Below are 14,129 nucleotides of genomic sequence, written 5' to 3'. Positions count from 1 at the left end.
GGCCAGCAGGCGGGCAAACCGCTGAACCATGAGGGGGGCCGCAGATTTGTACCGCTGCCTCACCGCCTCGGAAAACGCAGACAGAAAAAAGCCGGTGCAGTTGCACCGGCCAAAAGGCTTGGAAAACTCAAACTGACTGGCTGTTACCAGTTTTTGCCGAGACGGGCATCCACACTGAAAGCCCCTGCTCCGGCCGCCGCCAGCGCCAGGAAACCACCGGCCACTGAGACGTTCTTCATAAACATCAGCATCTGCATCTGTTCTGCAGGCTGATAATGGAAAATAAAGGCAGCCATCAGGGTGAAGCCGGCCAGCAGCACGGAGAGGCTGCGGGTAAAGAGACCGAGCACGACGGCAAGGCCACCACCCAGCTCAAGCAGGATCACCAGCGGCAACATAAAGCCCGGTACGCCCATCGCTTCCATATAGCCCTGAGTACCGGCGTAGCCGCCGATCTTGCTCCAGCCCGCCATTACGAACATCAGCGCCAGCAGTACACGACCCGCCAGCAGCGCTACATCTTTCATCTTGTCCATTTCATATTCCTCGTTTGTGTCACATCACCGCTGACTGCTTCAGGGTAGGTCAAATAACAGGGCTTGGCTGGCACTGGTCGCAACCAGCTCCCACCGGTATTCATCACGACTGAGTACCCCGTCGCCGGGTCGGGCAGCCAGACCGTTGGCGGTCAACTCCCCTGAAATCATCTGCAGGTAACCGTGTCGGCCAGCCAGTGCCCACTCGAGCGTCTCGCCCGGGGCCAGTTCCAGCCGCCATACGCGGGCCTGTTGGCGGATCCGCAGCGATCCCGCCTCGCCATCCGGTGACGCCACCAGCGTCATGCCCGGTCTGGACTCGATCTTCTTCTGCTGATATCCGGGTGGCGTGCCGAACTCGTTCGGCTCGATCCAGATCTGCAACAGGGAGAGAGGATCCGTCTGCGAGGGGTTGTACTCGCTGTGGCGGATCCCGCTGCCTGCGCTCATCAGCTGGAAATCCCCTGCCGGGATCTGCTCGGCATGGCCGAGGCTGTCCTTGTGCTCAATGGTGCCTTGCAGCACGCAAGTGAGGATCTCCATATTGGCGTGAGGGTGGGTGGCGAATCCGCCACCCGGCGCAACCAGATCCTGATTGATCACCCGCAGCACCGAGTGTCCCATCCACTCCGGGTCATAGTAGTGACCGAAGGAGAAACTGTGGCGCGCGTCCAGCCAGCCAAAGTTGGCCTTGCCCCGCGCTTCTGCGGCTCTCAATTGCATCATGGTCTGCTCCTCATCTATCCGGGGTTCGGTTTAGCGATCTTTACCACCGCCGAGACCGAACGGAATACGGTATTCGCTGCTCTCGCCAGCCAGGCTGACAGTCAGGTTGCCCTGGGTACGGCTCGGGATCCGCACCTGCTGGGTGCCTGTCAGGTTGGCGTGGACTGATGCCAGCAGATCGCCAGACTCGTCACGCACTTCCAGCATCGGATTGGCTTTGCCATCCATTGCGGCAGTGGCGTTCCAGTTCACAAACAGCACGCCGGGCATGGCATTGAAGTCAGCCGGTACGGAAGCTTGGGCGAAACCAGTGGTCATCAGGCCTGCAACGGCCAGCATCTTGATTACGTTTTTCATGTTCATTCACTCTCTTGTTTTATATGTCATTGCCAAGGCCTTTTCGGCCAGAATCAATGCATCCATGCAAGAGGTTATTCAAATAGTGTGTTGTTCTTTCACCGACATCAGACAGACCGATTTGGTGTGTCACAGTGCGGAACTACCCGCATATTTGGCCGCTCGACGTTCCTGCCTAAGCGTTGATTGAATATTAAAGTGACATGACCTAACTTGTTAGCGAGATAAACTGGCAAACATATTCAAAAAAATTGAAGGTGAGGAATGGCCAAGGAATCGAACAAGGAACGGGCGCTGACCCTGGAGGCAATCCGGGTGCTGGATGCCATCGACCGCCGCGGCAGCTTTGCGGCGGCGGCCGACGAGCTGGGCAAGGTGCCCTCGGCATTGAGCTATACGGTGCAGAAGCTGGAAGACGAACTGGATGCCATGCTGTTTGACCGCAGCGGCCACCGCACCAAGTTCACCCCGGCGGGACGCATGCTGCTGGAGCGCGGCCGGGTGCTGCTGGAGGCAGCCGAGCATCTGGTAGGCGAGACCCGGGCGCTGGCCCGTGGCTGGGAGACCGACATCACAGTCGCCGTCGATGCGCTGGTCCCGGTGCAGGCCCTCTACCCCTTGGTGGAGAAGCTGGCCGAGCAGACCGATACCCGACTGCGGCTGCGGGCCGAGGTGCTGGCGGGTAGCTGGGAGTGTCTGGAAGATGGTCGCGCCGACCTGCTGATCTCCTCCATCAACCCGGACATCATGATGACCGGCATCAAGCATCAGGTGATCAAGGACGAGGTGATGCTCTACGTCGCCCATCCCGATCATCCGCTGCATCAGGAGCCGGAGCCTCTGGCTGACGAGACTCTGCGCCGCTACCGCGCTATCGCGGTCGCCGATACCGCCCTTCGCAAACCGGTGCTCACCTACCGCCTGCTCGACAAGCAGCCGCGCCTCACCGTCAGCACCATGGCGGAAAAGCGCGACGCCCTGCTGGCCGGGCTCGGCATCGGCACCATGCCGCAGAGCTGGATTGAGGAGGACATCCGGGCCGGTCGGCTCAAGGTGATTAGCCCCGAGTACCGCCATCAGCTGCAGGTGGTGCTGGCCTGGCGGCGAGACACCATGGGCAAAGCCAAAAGCTGGCTGGTGCGGGAGATACCAAAACTATTTGCGGCTGGTGAAAAATGAGACACAGTTAACAGACCTCTCAATAGCTGCCTCACTTGACACCCAGCTCTTTTATTGGTTCCATAGCCGCCTCATTTGAACCAATGGAATCTGTAAAAAATGAAAAAGAGTTTGCTGGTTGCCCTCACCACCCTGCCCCTGTTTGCCAATGCTGGCCTGATGGACTCGCTGACCGACAGCGTCACCAGCAGCGTCAAGGATGCAGCTAATACCGCCGTATCCGGTGCAGTGGACAGCGCATCCAACGAAGCCATCAAGAAGGCACTGGATATCAAGGAAGGCGGCTCCAACAAGCAGGCTATTAAAGAGAAGCTGGGTGCTCCTGCCACCACCAAGACCGAATCCGGTCTGGAAGTGTGGACTTATGATCTGGATGCCCTGAAGAAGGCCTCTCAGCTGCTGGCAGAAACCACCAAAACCCTGCTGAAAGATACCGACGCAGCCAAGAAGAACGTCGTTATCAAGTTCGAAGGTGATACCGTCAAGAAAGTAGACCTGACCGACAAGGCTCAGGGCTAAGTTCGATCGTCCGGTGGAGTGGGCTGCACGCCCGTATCGGCACAGATAGCAAGAGGGGGAGCACCGGGCTCCCCCTCTTTCATTATCGGTTTGTTACACCTTGAAGCGATGTACCAACGCCACCAGCTGGCGATTGGACTCCAGCAGGGTGGCCGAACTCTGTTCGGTATTCTGACCGTTATCCACCAGCAGATTGACCATGTCGCGGATAGTGACCATGTTGCGGTTGATCTCTTCGGTCACTCGACTCTGCTCCTCTGCCGCAGTCGCAATCTGGGTACCCAGATCGTTGATCTGCACCACGGCATCCGCCATCTTGTCGAGCCCGCCGGTCACCTGCTCGGTATTCTCGGTCGCCGCCTGACAGCTCTGCTTGGTGTGCTCCATGGCCACCACGGCTTCGGCCACCCCCTGCGTCAACCGGGAGAGCATGCTCCCCACCTCGGCAGTGCTATTCTGGGTTCTCGCCGCCAGTGCGCGCACCTCATCAGCAACCACGGCAAAACCACGGCCCTGCTCACCGGCCCGCGCTGCCTCGATGGCCGCGTTGAGTGCCAACAGGTTGGTCTGGGCAGCAATATCGCCGATCACGCTGAGTACACTGCTGATCTGGCGAGCATCTTCTTGCATCCCCAATACCTTGGTCGCAGCAAGATCCACTTCATCGATCAGCGCAGCCACACTGGCAGAGGCCTGACCCACTACCTGACGGGACTGAATCGCCTGACCATTGGCAGACTCGGTAAAGCTGGCGGAATCGCTCGCGTGGTGCGCCACACTGTCGGCAGTGGAGCTGAGCTCGGTCAGGGCTGTCACTATCTGATCAGTCTCGGCGGCATGCTCACCGAGAATGCGTCTGGCCTGCCCCGTCTGCTGATCCAGCTGGGCCAATTCACGGGTAATCAGCTCTGTGGTCTTGGTCACCTGCAACATCATCTGCTGCAGATAGGCGATAAAGCGGTTCACCGATTGGGCGATATGGTCCAGCTCATCGCGCCCCTTGACCCGGATCCGGGCAGTCAGATCAGCATCTCCGGCCGAGAGCGCATCGATGTTCTGCTTGAGGGTGTCGAGTCGACTGCCCAGCTGCTTGATGGCCATCAACATCAGCGCAAACAGCAGCACCACTAGCGGTAGCTGGATCGCTGCCAGCGTCTTGAGCACCTCCTGACTGTCGTGGGTAAGGGTGCTGGTCGGCAGCGCCGCCGCCAACAGCCAGGGGGTTCCTTCGATGGGTTGCATCAGCAATGTCTGCTCTTCACCCAAATCCTGAAAGGTAGTGCGCTGCAACGCGGCGCCATTACCTTGCCCCAGCAGGCTGGCGATGGCGCTGGCAAAGGGATAGTCCCCGTGAGATGAGAGGTTGCCCAGCACCACATCCCCGCTCAAACGACCATTCTTGCTGAGGATCTTGCCATCGGCCTCGACGATCATCACCTGACCACCGATCTCCTGCTCTTTTTTGGCGACCAGATCATTGAAGAAACCCAGCGTCACATCGATGGTGGACACCCCGTAAAGGGAACCGTCACGATAGATCCCCATGGCACAGTTGGTGCGCGGCTGTTGGCTGGCACCATCCTTGTAAGCCGCCGCCCAGACACACATGCCTTTCGCCGCCTGCTGCCCGGCTCTGTGCCAAGGCTGCTCGAAATAGTTGGGCGCCTCGGCCGAGTTCCAGTAGGTGTTGGGGATCAGCTTGTTGGCACCATCCCGATGAAAGAAGGTACTGAACTTGATGCGACCGGCTTCCCGCTGATCCGGCATCGGCCAGATGCCGCCACCAAACACCATGGCATTGCCATATTGATCGATCAGAGCAGGGAGAACAGCATCGATTTGCTCACTCGGCAGTTGGGCCACCAGCTGGGTGATACTGCGTGACTGGCTCTGCACCCCGTTGAGCTGATCGCGAATGTCGGTCGCAATCTCGCTGACCCGCAGCACCAGATTCTGCTCACCCGCCCGTTGCAGCTCGGGTTTGACCCATAACTGGATGCCGATTACGGTCAGCACACAGACCGCCACCATGAATCCCAGAAAAACGGCGGTATATCGCCCCTTGATTGTCCCCAGATCCCAACCCATACCCTCTCCTGTTTTCGGCCACTGCTAACTGCAGCTTGTTATATGAGCGGGCATTATCTTGCAATTCGCTCACGGCGCGTTTGCCATCGCTCACATAAGCGACAGCAAGATAAGGATTCGAGCGAAAATGGATCGATACGATCACAAAAAGGGTGGCCTCGGCCACCCTTGGGTTGATAACAGCTGGCGTTGTTACTGGTTCGCTTCGGCGAACTGCTTCATCGCTTCGGCGTGCTTGGTCATGCCGGCGGCACGCTCGTTGAGCTTCTTGATGAACTCCGCCTTCTTGGCCGGATCCTCGATGCGATCATAACGTTGCTGCAAGTTGGCCTGGATCTGCTCCGGGGTCATGTTCTGCATGCGGGCAATCTTGTCGTGGCGACCACCGTGGTGTTTGCCACCCATCATGCCGCCGCCGTCCATCGGGCAATCCACCATGGCACCGGGCTGGCCGGTGGGGGCTGCTTCACTGGCTGCATAGGCGCCCAGCGGCAGGCCAAGGATCAGGGTGGCGGTCAGCAGGGTTTTGGTCAGCTTTTTCATGGTCTATCTCCTGTAGGGATGATTCTGGTTCGGCGCTCTTGCCTTGCCCTCAAGTAAACACCCTATCGGTGTCTGAACTTTGCCAGCCTCACCCTTTTTTGTAGCAGAGTGTGGCATCGTGCGGATCTGGCACACTTTGACACAAACCGCCGGGCGGATTTTCGTATACTCGTGCCAACGCCAAGCAGGGGAGGTATTCATGAACCAGGGCAACACCCATATTCTGGTGGTCGACGACCACAGCGAGATCCGCGATCTGTTGAAGCGCTTTCTCGAACAGCACGGCCTGCGGGTCAGTTGTGCCCGGGATGGCAAGGAGATGAAGCGACTGCTGGAGGAGCGGGAGTTCGATCTGCTGGTGCTGGATCTGATGATGCCGGGTGAAGATGGTCTGACCCTCTGCCGCGAGCTGCGGGTCAAATCGAACCTGCCCATCATTATGCTGACTGCCATGGGGGAAGAGACCGACCGCATCATAGGGCTGGAGATGGGCGCCGATGACTATCTGGCCAAGCCCTTCAACCCGCGCGAGCTGCTGGCGCGCATCAAGGCGGTGATGCGCCGCACCCAGGCCGACACCCATCCCGCCGCCGAAACCCTAACCCGGGATCTGCGCTTCGATCGCTGGCTGCTCGACGTCAATCGCCGGGAGCTGGTCGATGAGGATGGGGTGGGTCTCAGCCTCTCCACCGCCGAATTCGATCTGCTCAAGGTGTTTCTCGAGCGACCGCAGCGAGTACTGAGCCGGGATCAACTGCTGGATCTGGCCCGTGGCCGCGAGGCGGTAGCCTTCGATCGCGCCATCGATACCCTGGTGAGCCGCCTGCGCCGCAAGCTGGAGCGGGATCCCAAGAATCCGGAGCTGATCAAGACCATCTGGGGTGGCGGCTATATGTTCTCCGCCGACGTGACGCAGGTTTAAGCAGTGGGCACCTTGCGACGACTGTGGGCACGAATGTGGCCCAAGGGGCTGACCGGCCAGATCATTCTGGTGGCGCTGGCAGGGTTGATCCTGATCCAGCTGCTCAGCATCCAGATCTACCGCACGGATCGGGAGGAGGCGCTCGGCTTCGTCAACAGCCGCAACGCCATGCAGCGGATCATCTCTGTGGTCAGACTGCTCTCCCTCTCCCCCCGTCCCTCTATGACGAGATCCTCAAGGCGAGCCGCAGCGAGACCCTGCTGCTGCGCCTCTCCGACGAGCCGCTGCAACCGGATAACCGCAGCCCCCGCTTCGAGCAGCTGGTGCGCTCGCGCCTCAACTATCCCCCCGGCCTCACGGTCGAGATCAGCGCCGAGCTGAAAGAGGATACCCAGCGCAGCAAGGCGTGGGAACATCATGCCCGCATGATGCGGGATCGCAAGGGGCCGCCCCCACCGCGGGATATGCGGCTCTATGGCTCCATCGAACTGCCGCAGGGGGGCTGGCTGCAGTTCAGTTCGCTGGTCGACAAGGAGGCGGGCAGCTGGTCGTGGCAGACCACCCTCAACCTGATGCTGGTCGCCAGTCTGGTGATCGGGCTGATGGTGCTGCTGTTTCGCCGCGCCACCCGCCCGCTCAAGCAGCTGGCAGGCAATGCAGAGCGGCTCGGACGGGGCGAGGATATCGAGCCCTTGAAAGAGGAGGGGCCGACCGAGATCCGCGAATCGATTCAGGCCTTCAACCGGATGCACACCCGGCTCGACCGCTTCGTGCAGGACAGAACCCGGATGCTGGCGGCCATCTCCCACGATCTGCGCACCCCCATCACCAGCCTGCGGCTGCGCACCGAGTTTCTGGCCGATGGTGAGGACAAGGAGCGCATCCAGCAGACCCTGCAACAGATGGAGCAGATGCTGGCGGCCACCCTCAGCTTTGCTCGCGAGGAGGGACAGCAGGAGGCTACCCGCGAGCTGGATCTGGTCAGCCTGCTGGTCAGCCTGTGCGATGACTATGCCGATACCGGCCAGCCGGTCACCTGTCTGGCGGAGGGCAAAGAGGTCTACGCCTGTCGGGCCAACACCCTGCGCCGAGTGCTGCAGAATCTGATCGGCAACGCCATCAAATATGCCGGCAGCGCCGAAGTGTCGCTGGAGCGGCGCAAGGAGGAGCTGTTGATCCGGGTCTGCGATAACGGGCCGGGGATCGATCCGGCGCGGCTGGAGGATGTGTTCAAGCCGTTCGTGCGGCTCGATGAAGCGCGCAACACCGAGTCCGGCAGTGTCGGGTTGGGGCTCTCCATCGCCCGCACTCTGGTCCATCAGCACGGCGGCGAGCTGACCCTGCTCAATCGGCCACAGGGGGGACTGGAGGCGCGGATCAGCCTGCCGCTGTAAGTAGTTACTCTATCCGCCAGCCTTGTCATGGCGCCATTTGCATCATGCAAACTTCATCATTTGAGCGCTTGTTCTTCGATGAGAAAGGCGGTGATAATCGATGACCACGGGACGGTATACGGCAACGGATTGGAGCAAGGATGGCCTCTTCCAAGACAGGAGTCATAGTCAGTATCGGGTGGGGGCTCCTGCTGCTCGCCCTTGCTCTGCCTGCCTGGGCCAAAGCCCCGGAAGAGCCGATCATCATTACCAACTCCAAAGCCTGGCAGCCCTTCTCCTATATCAATGAGTCGGGCCAGCCGGATGGCCTGCTGATCGATTTGTGGCGTGAATATGCCCGGGTGACCGGCCAGAAGATCGAGTTCAGGCTGGTCGACTGGCAAGGCTCCCTCGACCTGCTCCATAAGGGGAACGCGGACGTTCACGCCGGACTGCTCTGGTCACCGGAGCGGGACAAACTGTTCGACTATGGCCGGCCTCTCGCCCAGCTCGACTCCCAGCTCTTCTTCTCGAGCGAATTGCGCGGCACCGATGTACATTACTACCTGCTCCATGAAACGGTCGGAGTGGTAGCCGGTGGCTACGAGGAGTATTACGCCAGACGCTACTTCCCCGGCATCAGACTGCAGACCTTCGACGACAATGACACCCTGCTGGCGGCGGCCTTTCGGGGCGACATAAAGGCCTTTATCGCCGATCTGCAGGTCGCCAACTTCTACATCTATACCTCCGACGATCCCACCCGCTTTATTCCGGTTCGCCACCTCTATACCGACCAGATCCGCTTTGCAGTGAGAAAGGGCGACCTTGCCCTGTTACACCGGCTGGAAGAGGGCTTCGCCAAGCTCAAAGAGAGCGATCGGGAGCGGATCATCCGCAAATGGATGCATGTCGAAACCGTCTACCCCATCCATCTCGGTCCCTGGCTACTGCTGGCCGGGGCATTGATCATGGTGGCCTACATAGTGCAATTGCGCCGCGCCGTTGCCAGCCGTACCACCGAGTTAAGCCGCGCCAACGCCAGACTGGAGAAACAAGCCAGTACCGATCCCCTGACCGGCCTGCTCAACCGACGGGCATTCATGCCCGCCATGGAGCAACGACTGGCAAGCGGGGAGCCCTGTGCCCTGTTGCTGTTCGATGTGGATCACTTCAAGGAGACCAATGACCGCTTTGGTCATGGCATCGGGGATCTGTTGCTGGAAAAGCTGGCCACGACTGTGACGAACCTGTTGCCCGAAAAGGCTCTGCTGGCTCGCATCGGCGGCGAGGAGTTTTGCCTGCTGCTGCCGCTGGCCACATTGGCTGAGACAGAGCAATGGGCCGAGCGTATTTGCCTGGAGAGCAACCGGCAAACCCTGCACACCAGCAGCGGCGAGGTGACCCTCTCCATCAGTACCGGGGCAGTCTGGGTAGCCGCAGAGAGAGAGGCTGATGCCGACCAACTACTACGGCAGGCTGACGCCCTCATGTATCAGGCCAAGGGACTGGGGCGCAATACCTGGCAAGCCGCCCCCTATCAGGCATAGCCCCCCTGACGGACACGCAATAAAAACGGCCGCCATCGGAAGATGGCGGCCGCATGACAGGTTCCCTATCAGAAGTTGTAGGTCACGCCCAGGTTGTAGCGGCGACCATCCAGCACAGTGCCATAGCTGCTGTAATCCACCGTCTTGTCGAACAGGTTGTAGACCCCGGCGGTCAGATCCAGATGCTTGTTGGCCTTGTAGACCAGGCCCATGTCAAAGAAGGTGTAGGAAGGAGTCCCCTCCGCCATCTTGACCCGGCTCAGGTACTCGGAGGTCTCGCCACGGAAGTTTACCCGTGACCAGAGGCTGAGATCCTCGGTGGTTTGCCAGTCAACACTGCCGTTGAACATGTGACGAGGCATCTGGTTGAGGGCATGACCCGCCAGTGGACCACTCTTCTGCTCGGACTGGGTAAAGGTGTAGCTGGAGCTGACCGACCAATCCTCATTGATGGCCCAATCCATCATCCCCTCGACACCGCGCATGTTCGCCTTGTCGACGTTGACCCGATCACTTATGAAGTCATAACTGTACCCATTGAGGGTACAGGCGGGATCACTCTTGCTGGTGCAGCGACGCACTTCGGAGATCTTGTTCTTGAAGTCGGTGTTGAACAGGGTAACACCGGCGTTAAAGCCCTGATGACCGTTCCACAGCAGGCCGATCTCTTCACTCACGCTAGTCTCGGGTTTGAGATCAGGGTTACCGACCAGCATGCCATCCAGGCTGCCACCACCGGTGACCTGGCCCCAGTTGGCCGCCGACATCCGCAAGTCAGGGGAGCGGTAACCGGTTGATACGCCCCCTTTCAGGGTCCAACTGTCATCCAGATGCCAAACTCCGTAGAGGCGCGGGCTCCAGTGAGAACCGTAGTTCTGGTCTCGATCCATGCGTGCGCCCCCTGTCAGGGCAAAACTGTCAGTGAGTGACCACTCATCCTCGACAAACATCGCCCAACTCCAGCGGGTCAGCTGCTCGGCAGGGTTGGCGACTTTCAGGTTATTGCCCTGGTCGTGCAGATCCTCATAGCGATACTGACCACCGACACTCAGGTAGTGATCCCCCAGAATAAACTGGGTATGGGTATCGGCGATGGTGTTGGTAAGCTCCATCTTGCGAGCGGGGTTGCTGTTGGTCTCCTGCTGCAGATAGCTGCTGGAAGAGCCGAAATCATACTGGCCATCATGGGTCAGCGCATAGTTGGTGCGCTCGTAGCGGTTAAGGCTATCTTTCGCCTTGGCAGCCAGCGAATTGCCGGCCGTGCGATCCCGATCCTGCAGACTGCGACTGGCTTCCAGATCGAAGCGGTTATGGTCATCAGGCTTGAAGCTGAGCACCGCCGTACCACTGCGAGTCTCCTGCTCGGCAAAACCCTGGATAAATTTGTCTTCACCACGATGGGCAAGCTGACCGTTGAAACGCAGCCCCAACACGCCATCGATCAGTGAACCTGCGGTATAGGCATCGGTCTGGAAGCTGTTGCCAGCATCCTTGTTCTCCTGGAAGGTAGAATCAGCATGAACCGAGCCCTGCCAGGCCAGACCGGTGGTCTTGCGGGTAATCACGTTAATCACGCCCCCCATGGCATCGGAACCATAACGGGATGACATGGGGCCACGGACGACCTCAATGCGCTCAATCGCCTGCAGTGGCGGCAGCCAGCCCTGTTCGATACCCGGACCATCGCTGTTCGGGCGAGTGCCACGGCTATCCACCTTCTTGCCATCAACCAGCATCAGGGTGTATTTCGACCCCATACCGCGAATGCTGATATCACTGCTGCTGCCACCGCCAGTCACAACAACACCGGGCACATCCTTCAGGGCATCGGTCACATCGCGATATGCCCGCTTTTCCAGCTGCTCACGGGTAATCACAGAGATGGAGGCAGCTGAGTCTTCAATCTTCTGCTGGAAGCCGGAAGCGGTGACGACCATCACCTCTTGTTCGGCAGCATAGGCCTGGGTCGTAAGAAGGGAGCAGATCAGCAAGGCAAGCTTGTTCGGTTTCAAAATTGTCATGTTTTAGCCTGAACATTATTAGTAGGAAGGTGACGTATTCCCTTACTTCACTCATTACAACGCCCTGGCATCCGGCCAGACGCAGTGTTAGAAAAGGCTCATTTGAAAAGCACCTTATTAATCAGCCCGTATTGTAACGACCCCGACCGGATCATTCAAACAATAATGATTATCATTTATCTCGTGTGGCATTCCTGCTACAAAACAGCTCATTCTTGATAAGAGACTGTTTTAATGGAATAAATCCATAAACAAACACGGGAATTAAACAAACAAGCGGAAGCGATGACGTACCGTTGCAAGATGGCCTGATTTAGTCCTCAAGCTCTATCAGCTCGCAGCGGAACAATATGGCCAAGATGGGATGTGCTGCGATACAGAGGTGGAAACAGTAGCAAGAACGCCAACAGGGGAAGGTATTGGCATCGTGGTGGGATGTCGGCAGCTCACCAGCAGGCTAAAAATACCAAAACCCGGTCATGAAGCCGGGCTTTTGTATTCGTTCTGGTATGCAAATCTGTGGGTCACTTGATAAAAACGCCCATAGCAAAAAGGCCTTCCCATTCGGGAAGGCCTTCAAATTAGTGGCGGAGCGGACGGGACTCGAACCCGCGACCCCCGGCGTGACAGGCCGGTATTCTAACCGACTGAACTACCGCTCCGCATTCGGTTAGCTTTCGCTAAATCTTCTGCTGCTTCTTCTGAGGTGTCATCCTCGCAGCCGGCTATGTGTTTTCACATCACCGTTTAATTGGGTGCCTGGCAGTGTCCTACTCTCGCATGGCGAATGCCACACTACCATCGGCGCTACCGCGTTTCACTTCTGAGTTCGGCATGGGATCAGGTGGTTCCACGGCGCTATGGCCGCCAGGCAAATTCTTAATCTAGAAAGCTGACGTGAGTAGTGATGTTGCGCTTGGCTTGTCACTATCACTGAATTAGTAGTTCGCTTAGGTTTGCTACAAGCCTTAGAACACTTCTTGGGTGTTGTATGGTTAAGCCTCACGGGTAATTAGTATGGGTTAGCTCAACACATCACTGCGCTTACACACCCCACCTATCAACGTTGTGGTCTCCAACGGCCCTTTAGGACCCTCAAGGGGTCAGGGATGACTCATCTCAGGGCTCGCTTCCCGCTTAGATGCTTTCAGCGGTTATCGATTCCGAACTTAGCTACCGGGCAGTGCCACTGGCGTGACAACCCGAACACCAGAGGTTCGTTCACTCCGGTCCTCTCGTACTAGGAGCAACTCCCTTCAATCATCCAACGCCCACGGCAGATAGGGACCGAACTGTCTCACGACGTTCTGAACCCAGCTCGCGTACCACTTTAAATGGCGAACAGCCATACCCTTGGGACCGACTTCAGCCCCAGGATGTGATGAGCCGACATCGAGGTGCCAAACACCGCCGTCGATATGAACTCTTGGGCGGTATCAGCCTGTTATCCCCGGAGTACCTTTTATCCGTTGAGCGATGGCCCTTCCATTCAGAACCACCGGATCACTATGACCTACTTTCGTACCTGCTCGACCTGTCCGTCTCGCAGTTAAGCTGGCTTATGCCATTGCACTAACCTCCTGATGTCCGACCAGGATTAGCCAACCTTCGTGCTCCTCCGTTACTCTTTGGGAGGAGACCGCCCCAGTCAAACTACCCACCAGGCACTGTCCGCGAGCCCGATTCAGGGCCCTGCGTTAGAACATCAAACATACAAGGGTGGTATTTCAAGGACGGCTCCAGCGCAACTGGCGTCACGCCTTCAAAGCCTCCCACCTATCCTACACATGTAGGTTCAATGTTCAGTGCCAAGCTGTAGTAAAGGTTCACGGGGTCTTTCCGTCTAGCCGCGGGTACACCGCATCTTCACGGCGAATTCGATTTCACTGAGTCTCGGGTGGAGACAGCATGGCCATGGTTACACCATTCGTGCAGGTCGGAACTTACCCGACAAGGAATTTCGCTACCTTAGGACCGTTATAGTTACGGCCGCCGTTTACCGGGGCTTCGATCAAGAGCTTCGCTTGCGCTAACCCCATCAATTAACCTTCCGGCACCGGGCAGGTGTCACACCCTATACGTCCACTTTCGTGTTTGCAGAGTGCTGTGTTTTTGATAAACAGTCCCAGCCATCTGGTCACTGCGACTCCCGACAGCTCCATCCGCAAGGGACTTCACCATCAAGAGCGAACCTTCTCCCGAAGTTACGGTTCTATTTTGCCTAGTTCCTTCACCCGAGTTCTCTCAAGCGCCTTGGTATTCTCTACCCGACCACCTGTGTCGGTTTGGGGTACGATGACTTGTAATCTGAAGCT

10 protein-coding genes, 1 tRNA gene, 2 rRNA genes and 1 pseudogene (1 of these 14 only partly in view) are annotated in these 14,129 nt (G+C 58.3%); 5 read left to right on the top strand and 9 right to left on the bottom strand.

The genetic code is table 11. The annotated features are described in order from the left end of the window. Positions 1 to 143: 143 nt before the first annotated feature. From ACTG2U_RS14415 to ACTG2U_RS14405, 3 genes are read right to left on the bottom strand one after another with little or no spacing between them, the layout of a single operon-like run. Complete coding sequence (locus ACTG2U_RS14415; RefSeq protein WP_005336513.1) at positions 144 to 536, bottom strand: DoxX family protein; 393 nt, start codon at positions 534 to 536, stop codon at positions 144 to 146. Positions 537 to 575: 39 nt separating this feature from the next. After that, positions 576 to 1,262 carry a pirin family protein gene (locus ACTG2U_RS14410; RefSeq protein WP_005336514.1) on the bottom strand — a complete coding sequence of 229 codons (687 nt, stop codon included), beginning with the start codon at positions 1,260 to 1,262 and terminating at the stop codon, positions 576 to 578. Between the two features lie 30 nt (positions 1,263 to 1,292). Continuing rightward, positions 1,293 to 1,625: a hypothetical protein gene (locus ACTG2U_RS14405; protein WP_213390527.1), complete on the bottom strand. Its 333-nt coding sequence runs from the start codon at positions 1,623 to 1,625 to the stop codon at positions 1,293 to 1,295. 258 nt (positions 1,626 to 1,883) lie between these two features. Here ACTG2U_RS14405 and ACTG2U_RS14400 point away from each other — a divergent pair, with 258 nt between their 5' ends. Both ACTG2U_RS14400 and ACTG2U_RS14395 read left to right on the top strand, forming a co-directional pair. Then, the gene (locus ACTG2U_RS14400; RefSeq protein WP_101531510.1) at positions 1,884 to 2,798 is read left to right on the top strand and encodes a LysR family transcriptional regulator; all 915 of its coding nucleotides are present in this window, start codon (positions 1,884 to 1,886) and stop codon (positions 2,796 to 2,798) included. Between the two features lie 99 nt (positions 2,799 to 2,897). Further along, positions 2,898 to 3,317, top strand: a complete 420-nt coding sequence (locus ACTG2U_RS14395; RefSeq protein ID WP_439974646.1) for a hypothetical protein — start codon at positions 2,898 to 2,900, stop codon at positions 3,315 to 3,317. Positions 3,318 to 3,410: 93 nt separating this feature from the next. Here ACTG2U_RS14395 and ACTG2U_RS14390 read toward each other — a convergent pair whose 3' ends face one another. Both ACTG2U_RS14390 and ACTG2U_RS14385 read right to left on the bottom strand, forming a co-directional pair. Further along, positions 3,411 to 5,405, bottom strand: a complete 1,995-nt coding sequence (locus ACTG2U_RS14390) for a methyl-accepting chemotaxis protein (protein ID WP_236322508.1) — start codon at positions 5,403 to 5,405, stop codon at positions 3,411 to 3,413. A 192-nt stretch (positions 5,406 to 5,597) separates the two neighbouring features. Beyond that, the gene (locus tag ACTG2U_RS14385; protein WP_201905025.1) at positions 5,598 to 5,948 is read right to left on the bottom strand and encodes a hypothetical protein; all 351 of its coding nucleotides are present in this window, start codon (positions 5,946 to 5,948) and stop codon (positions 5,598 to 5,600) included. 199 nt (positions 5,949 to 6,147) lie between these two features. On the opposite strand from ACTG2U_RS14385, the gene ACTG2U_RS14380 reads away from it, so the two are divergent. The 3 genes and pseudogenes from ACTG2U_RS14380 to ACTG2U_RS14370 all read left to right on the top strand — a co-directional run bounded on the left by ACTG2U_RS14380 (position 6,148) and on the right by ACTG2U_RS14370 (position 9,793). Beyond that, positions 6,148 to 6,870 carry a response regulator gene (locus tag ACTG2U_RS14380; protein ID WP_201905023.1) on the top strand — a complete coding sequence of 241 codons (723 nt, stop codon included), beginning with the start codon at positions 6,148 to 6,150 and terminating at the stop codon, positions 6,868 to 6,870. A 33-nt stretch (positions 6,871 to 6,903) separates the two neighbouring features. Continuing rightward, positions 6,904 to 8,264, top strand: a pseudogene (locus ACTG2U_RS14375) (ATP-binding protein). A 140-nt stretch (positions 8,265 to 8,404) separates the two neighbouring features. Continuing rightward, positions 8,405 to 9,793, top strand: coding sequence for a transporter substrate-binding domain-containing diguanylate cyclase (locus ACTG2U_RS14370; protein ID WP_429011631.1), 1,389 nt, complete (start codon positions 8,405 to 8,407; stop codon positions 9,791 to 9,793). A 68-nt stretch (positions 9,794 to 9,861) separates the two neighbouring features. On the opposite strand, the gene ACTG2U_RS14365 is transcribed toward ACTG2U_RS14370, so the two are convergent. From ACTG2U_RS14365 to ACTG2U_RS14350, 4 genes are all read right to left on the bottom strand, one after another. After that, a complete protein-coding gene (locus tag ACTG2U_RS14365) occupies positions 9,862 to 11,814 on the bottom strand; it encodes a ligand-gated channel protein (protein ID WP_429011632.1) in 1,953 nt (650 codons plus the stop codon). 585 nt (positions 11,815 to 12,399) lie between these two features. Continuing rightward, positions 12,400 to 12,476, bottom strand: a tRNA-Asp gene (locus tag ACTG2U_RS14360). A gap of 95 nt (positions 12,477 to 12,571) precedes the next feature. Then, positions 12,572 to 12,686: ribosomal RNA gene (rrf, locus tag ACTG2U_RS14355) — 5S ribosomal RNA — on the bottom strand. A gap of 119 nt (positions 12,687 to 12,805) precedes the next feature. After that, positions 12,806 to 14,129: ribosomal RNA gene (locus ACTG2U_RS14350) — 23S ribosomal RNA — on the bottom strand; it runs 1,566 nt beyond the window's last position.

Origin of the sequence: Aeromonas sp. 95A (genome assembly GCF_051919235.1) — a bacterium.
GTDB lineage: Bacteria > Pseudomonadota > Gammaproteobacteria > Enterobacterales > Aeromonadaceae > Aeromonas > Aeromonas veronii.
Note: the sequence above shows the minus strand (reverse complement) of the source record. Positions and strands in the feature narration are given on the sequence as shown.

Excerpts from the sequence above, each read along its gene's own strand:
- ACTG2U_RS14405 (WP_213390527.1), bottom strand. The coding sequence starts at position 1,625 with ATGAACATGAAAAACGTAATCAAGATGCTGGCCGTTGCAGGCCTGATG.
- ACTG2U_RS14380 (WP_201905023.1), top strand. The coding sequence starts at position 6,148 with ATGAACCAGGGCAACACCCATATTCTGGTGGTCGACGACCACAGCGAG.
- ACTG2U_RS14365 (WP_429011632.1), bottom strand. The coding sequence starts at position 11,814 with ATGACAATTTTGAAACCGAACAAGCTTGCCTTGCTGATCTGCTCCCTT.
- ACTG2U_RS14395 (WP_439974646.1), top strand. The coding sequence starts at position 2,898 with ATGAAAAAGAGTTTGCTGGTTGCCCTCACCACCCTGCCCCTGTTTGCC.
- ACTG2U_RS14390 (WP_236322508.1), bottom strand. The coding sequence starts at position 5,405 with ATGGGTTGGGATCTGGGGACAATCAAGGGGCGATATACCGCCGTTTTT.
- ACTG2U_RS14410 (WP_005336514.1), bottom strand. The coding sequence starts at position 1,262 with ATGATGCAATTGAGAGCCGCAGAAGCGCGGGGCAAGGCCAACTTTGGC.
- ACTG2U_RS14370 (WP_429011631.1), top strand. The coding sequence starts at position 8,405 with ATGGCCTCTTCCAAGACAGGAGTCATAGTCAGTATCGGGTGGGGGCTC.
- ACTG2U_RS14385 (WP_201905025.1), bottom strand. The coding sequence starts at position 5,948 with ATGAAAAAGCTGACCAAAACCCTGCTGACCGCCACCCTGATCCTTGGC.
- ACTG2U_RS14415 (WP_005336513.1), bottom strand. The coding sequence starts at position 536 with ATGGACAAGATGAAAGATGTAGCGCTGCTGGCGGGTCGTGTACTGCTG.
- ACTG2U_RS14400 (WP_101531510.1), top strand. The coding sequence starts at position 1,884 with ATGGCCAAGGAATCGAACAAGGAACGGGCGCTGACCCTGGAGGCAATC.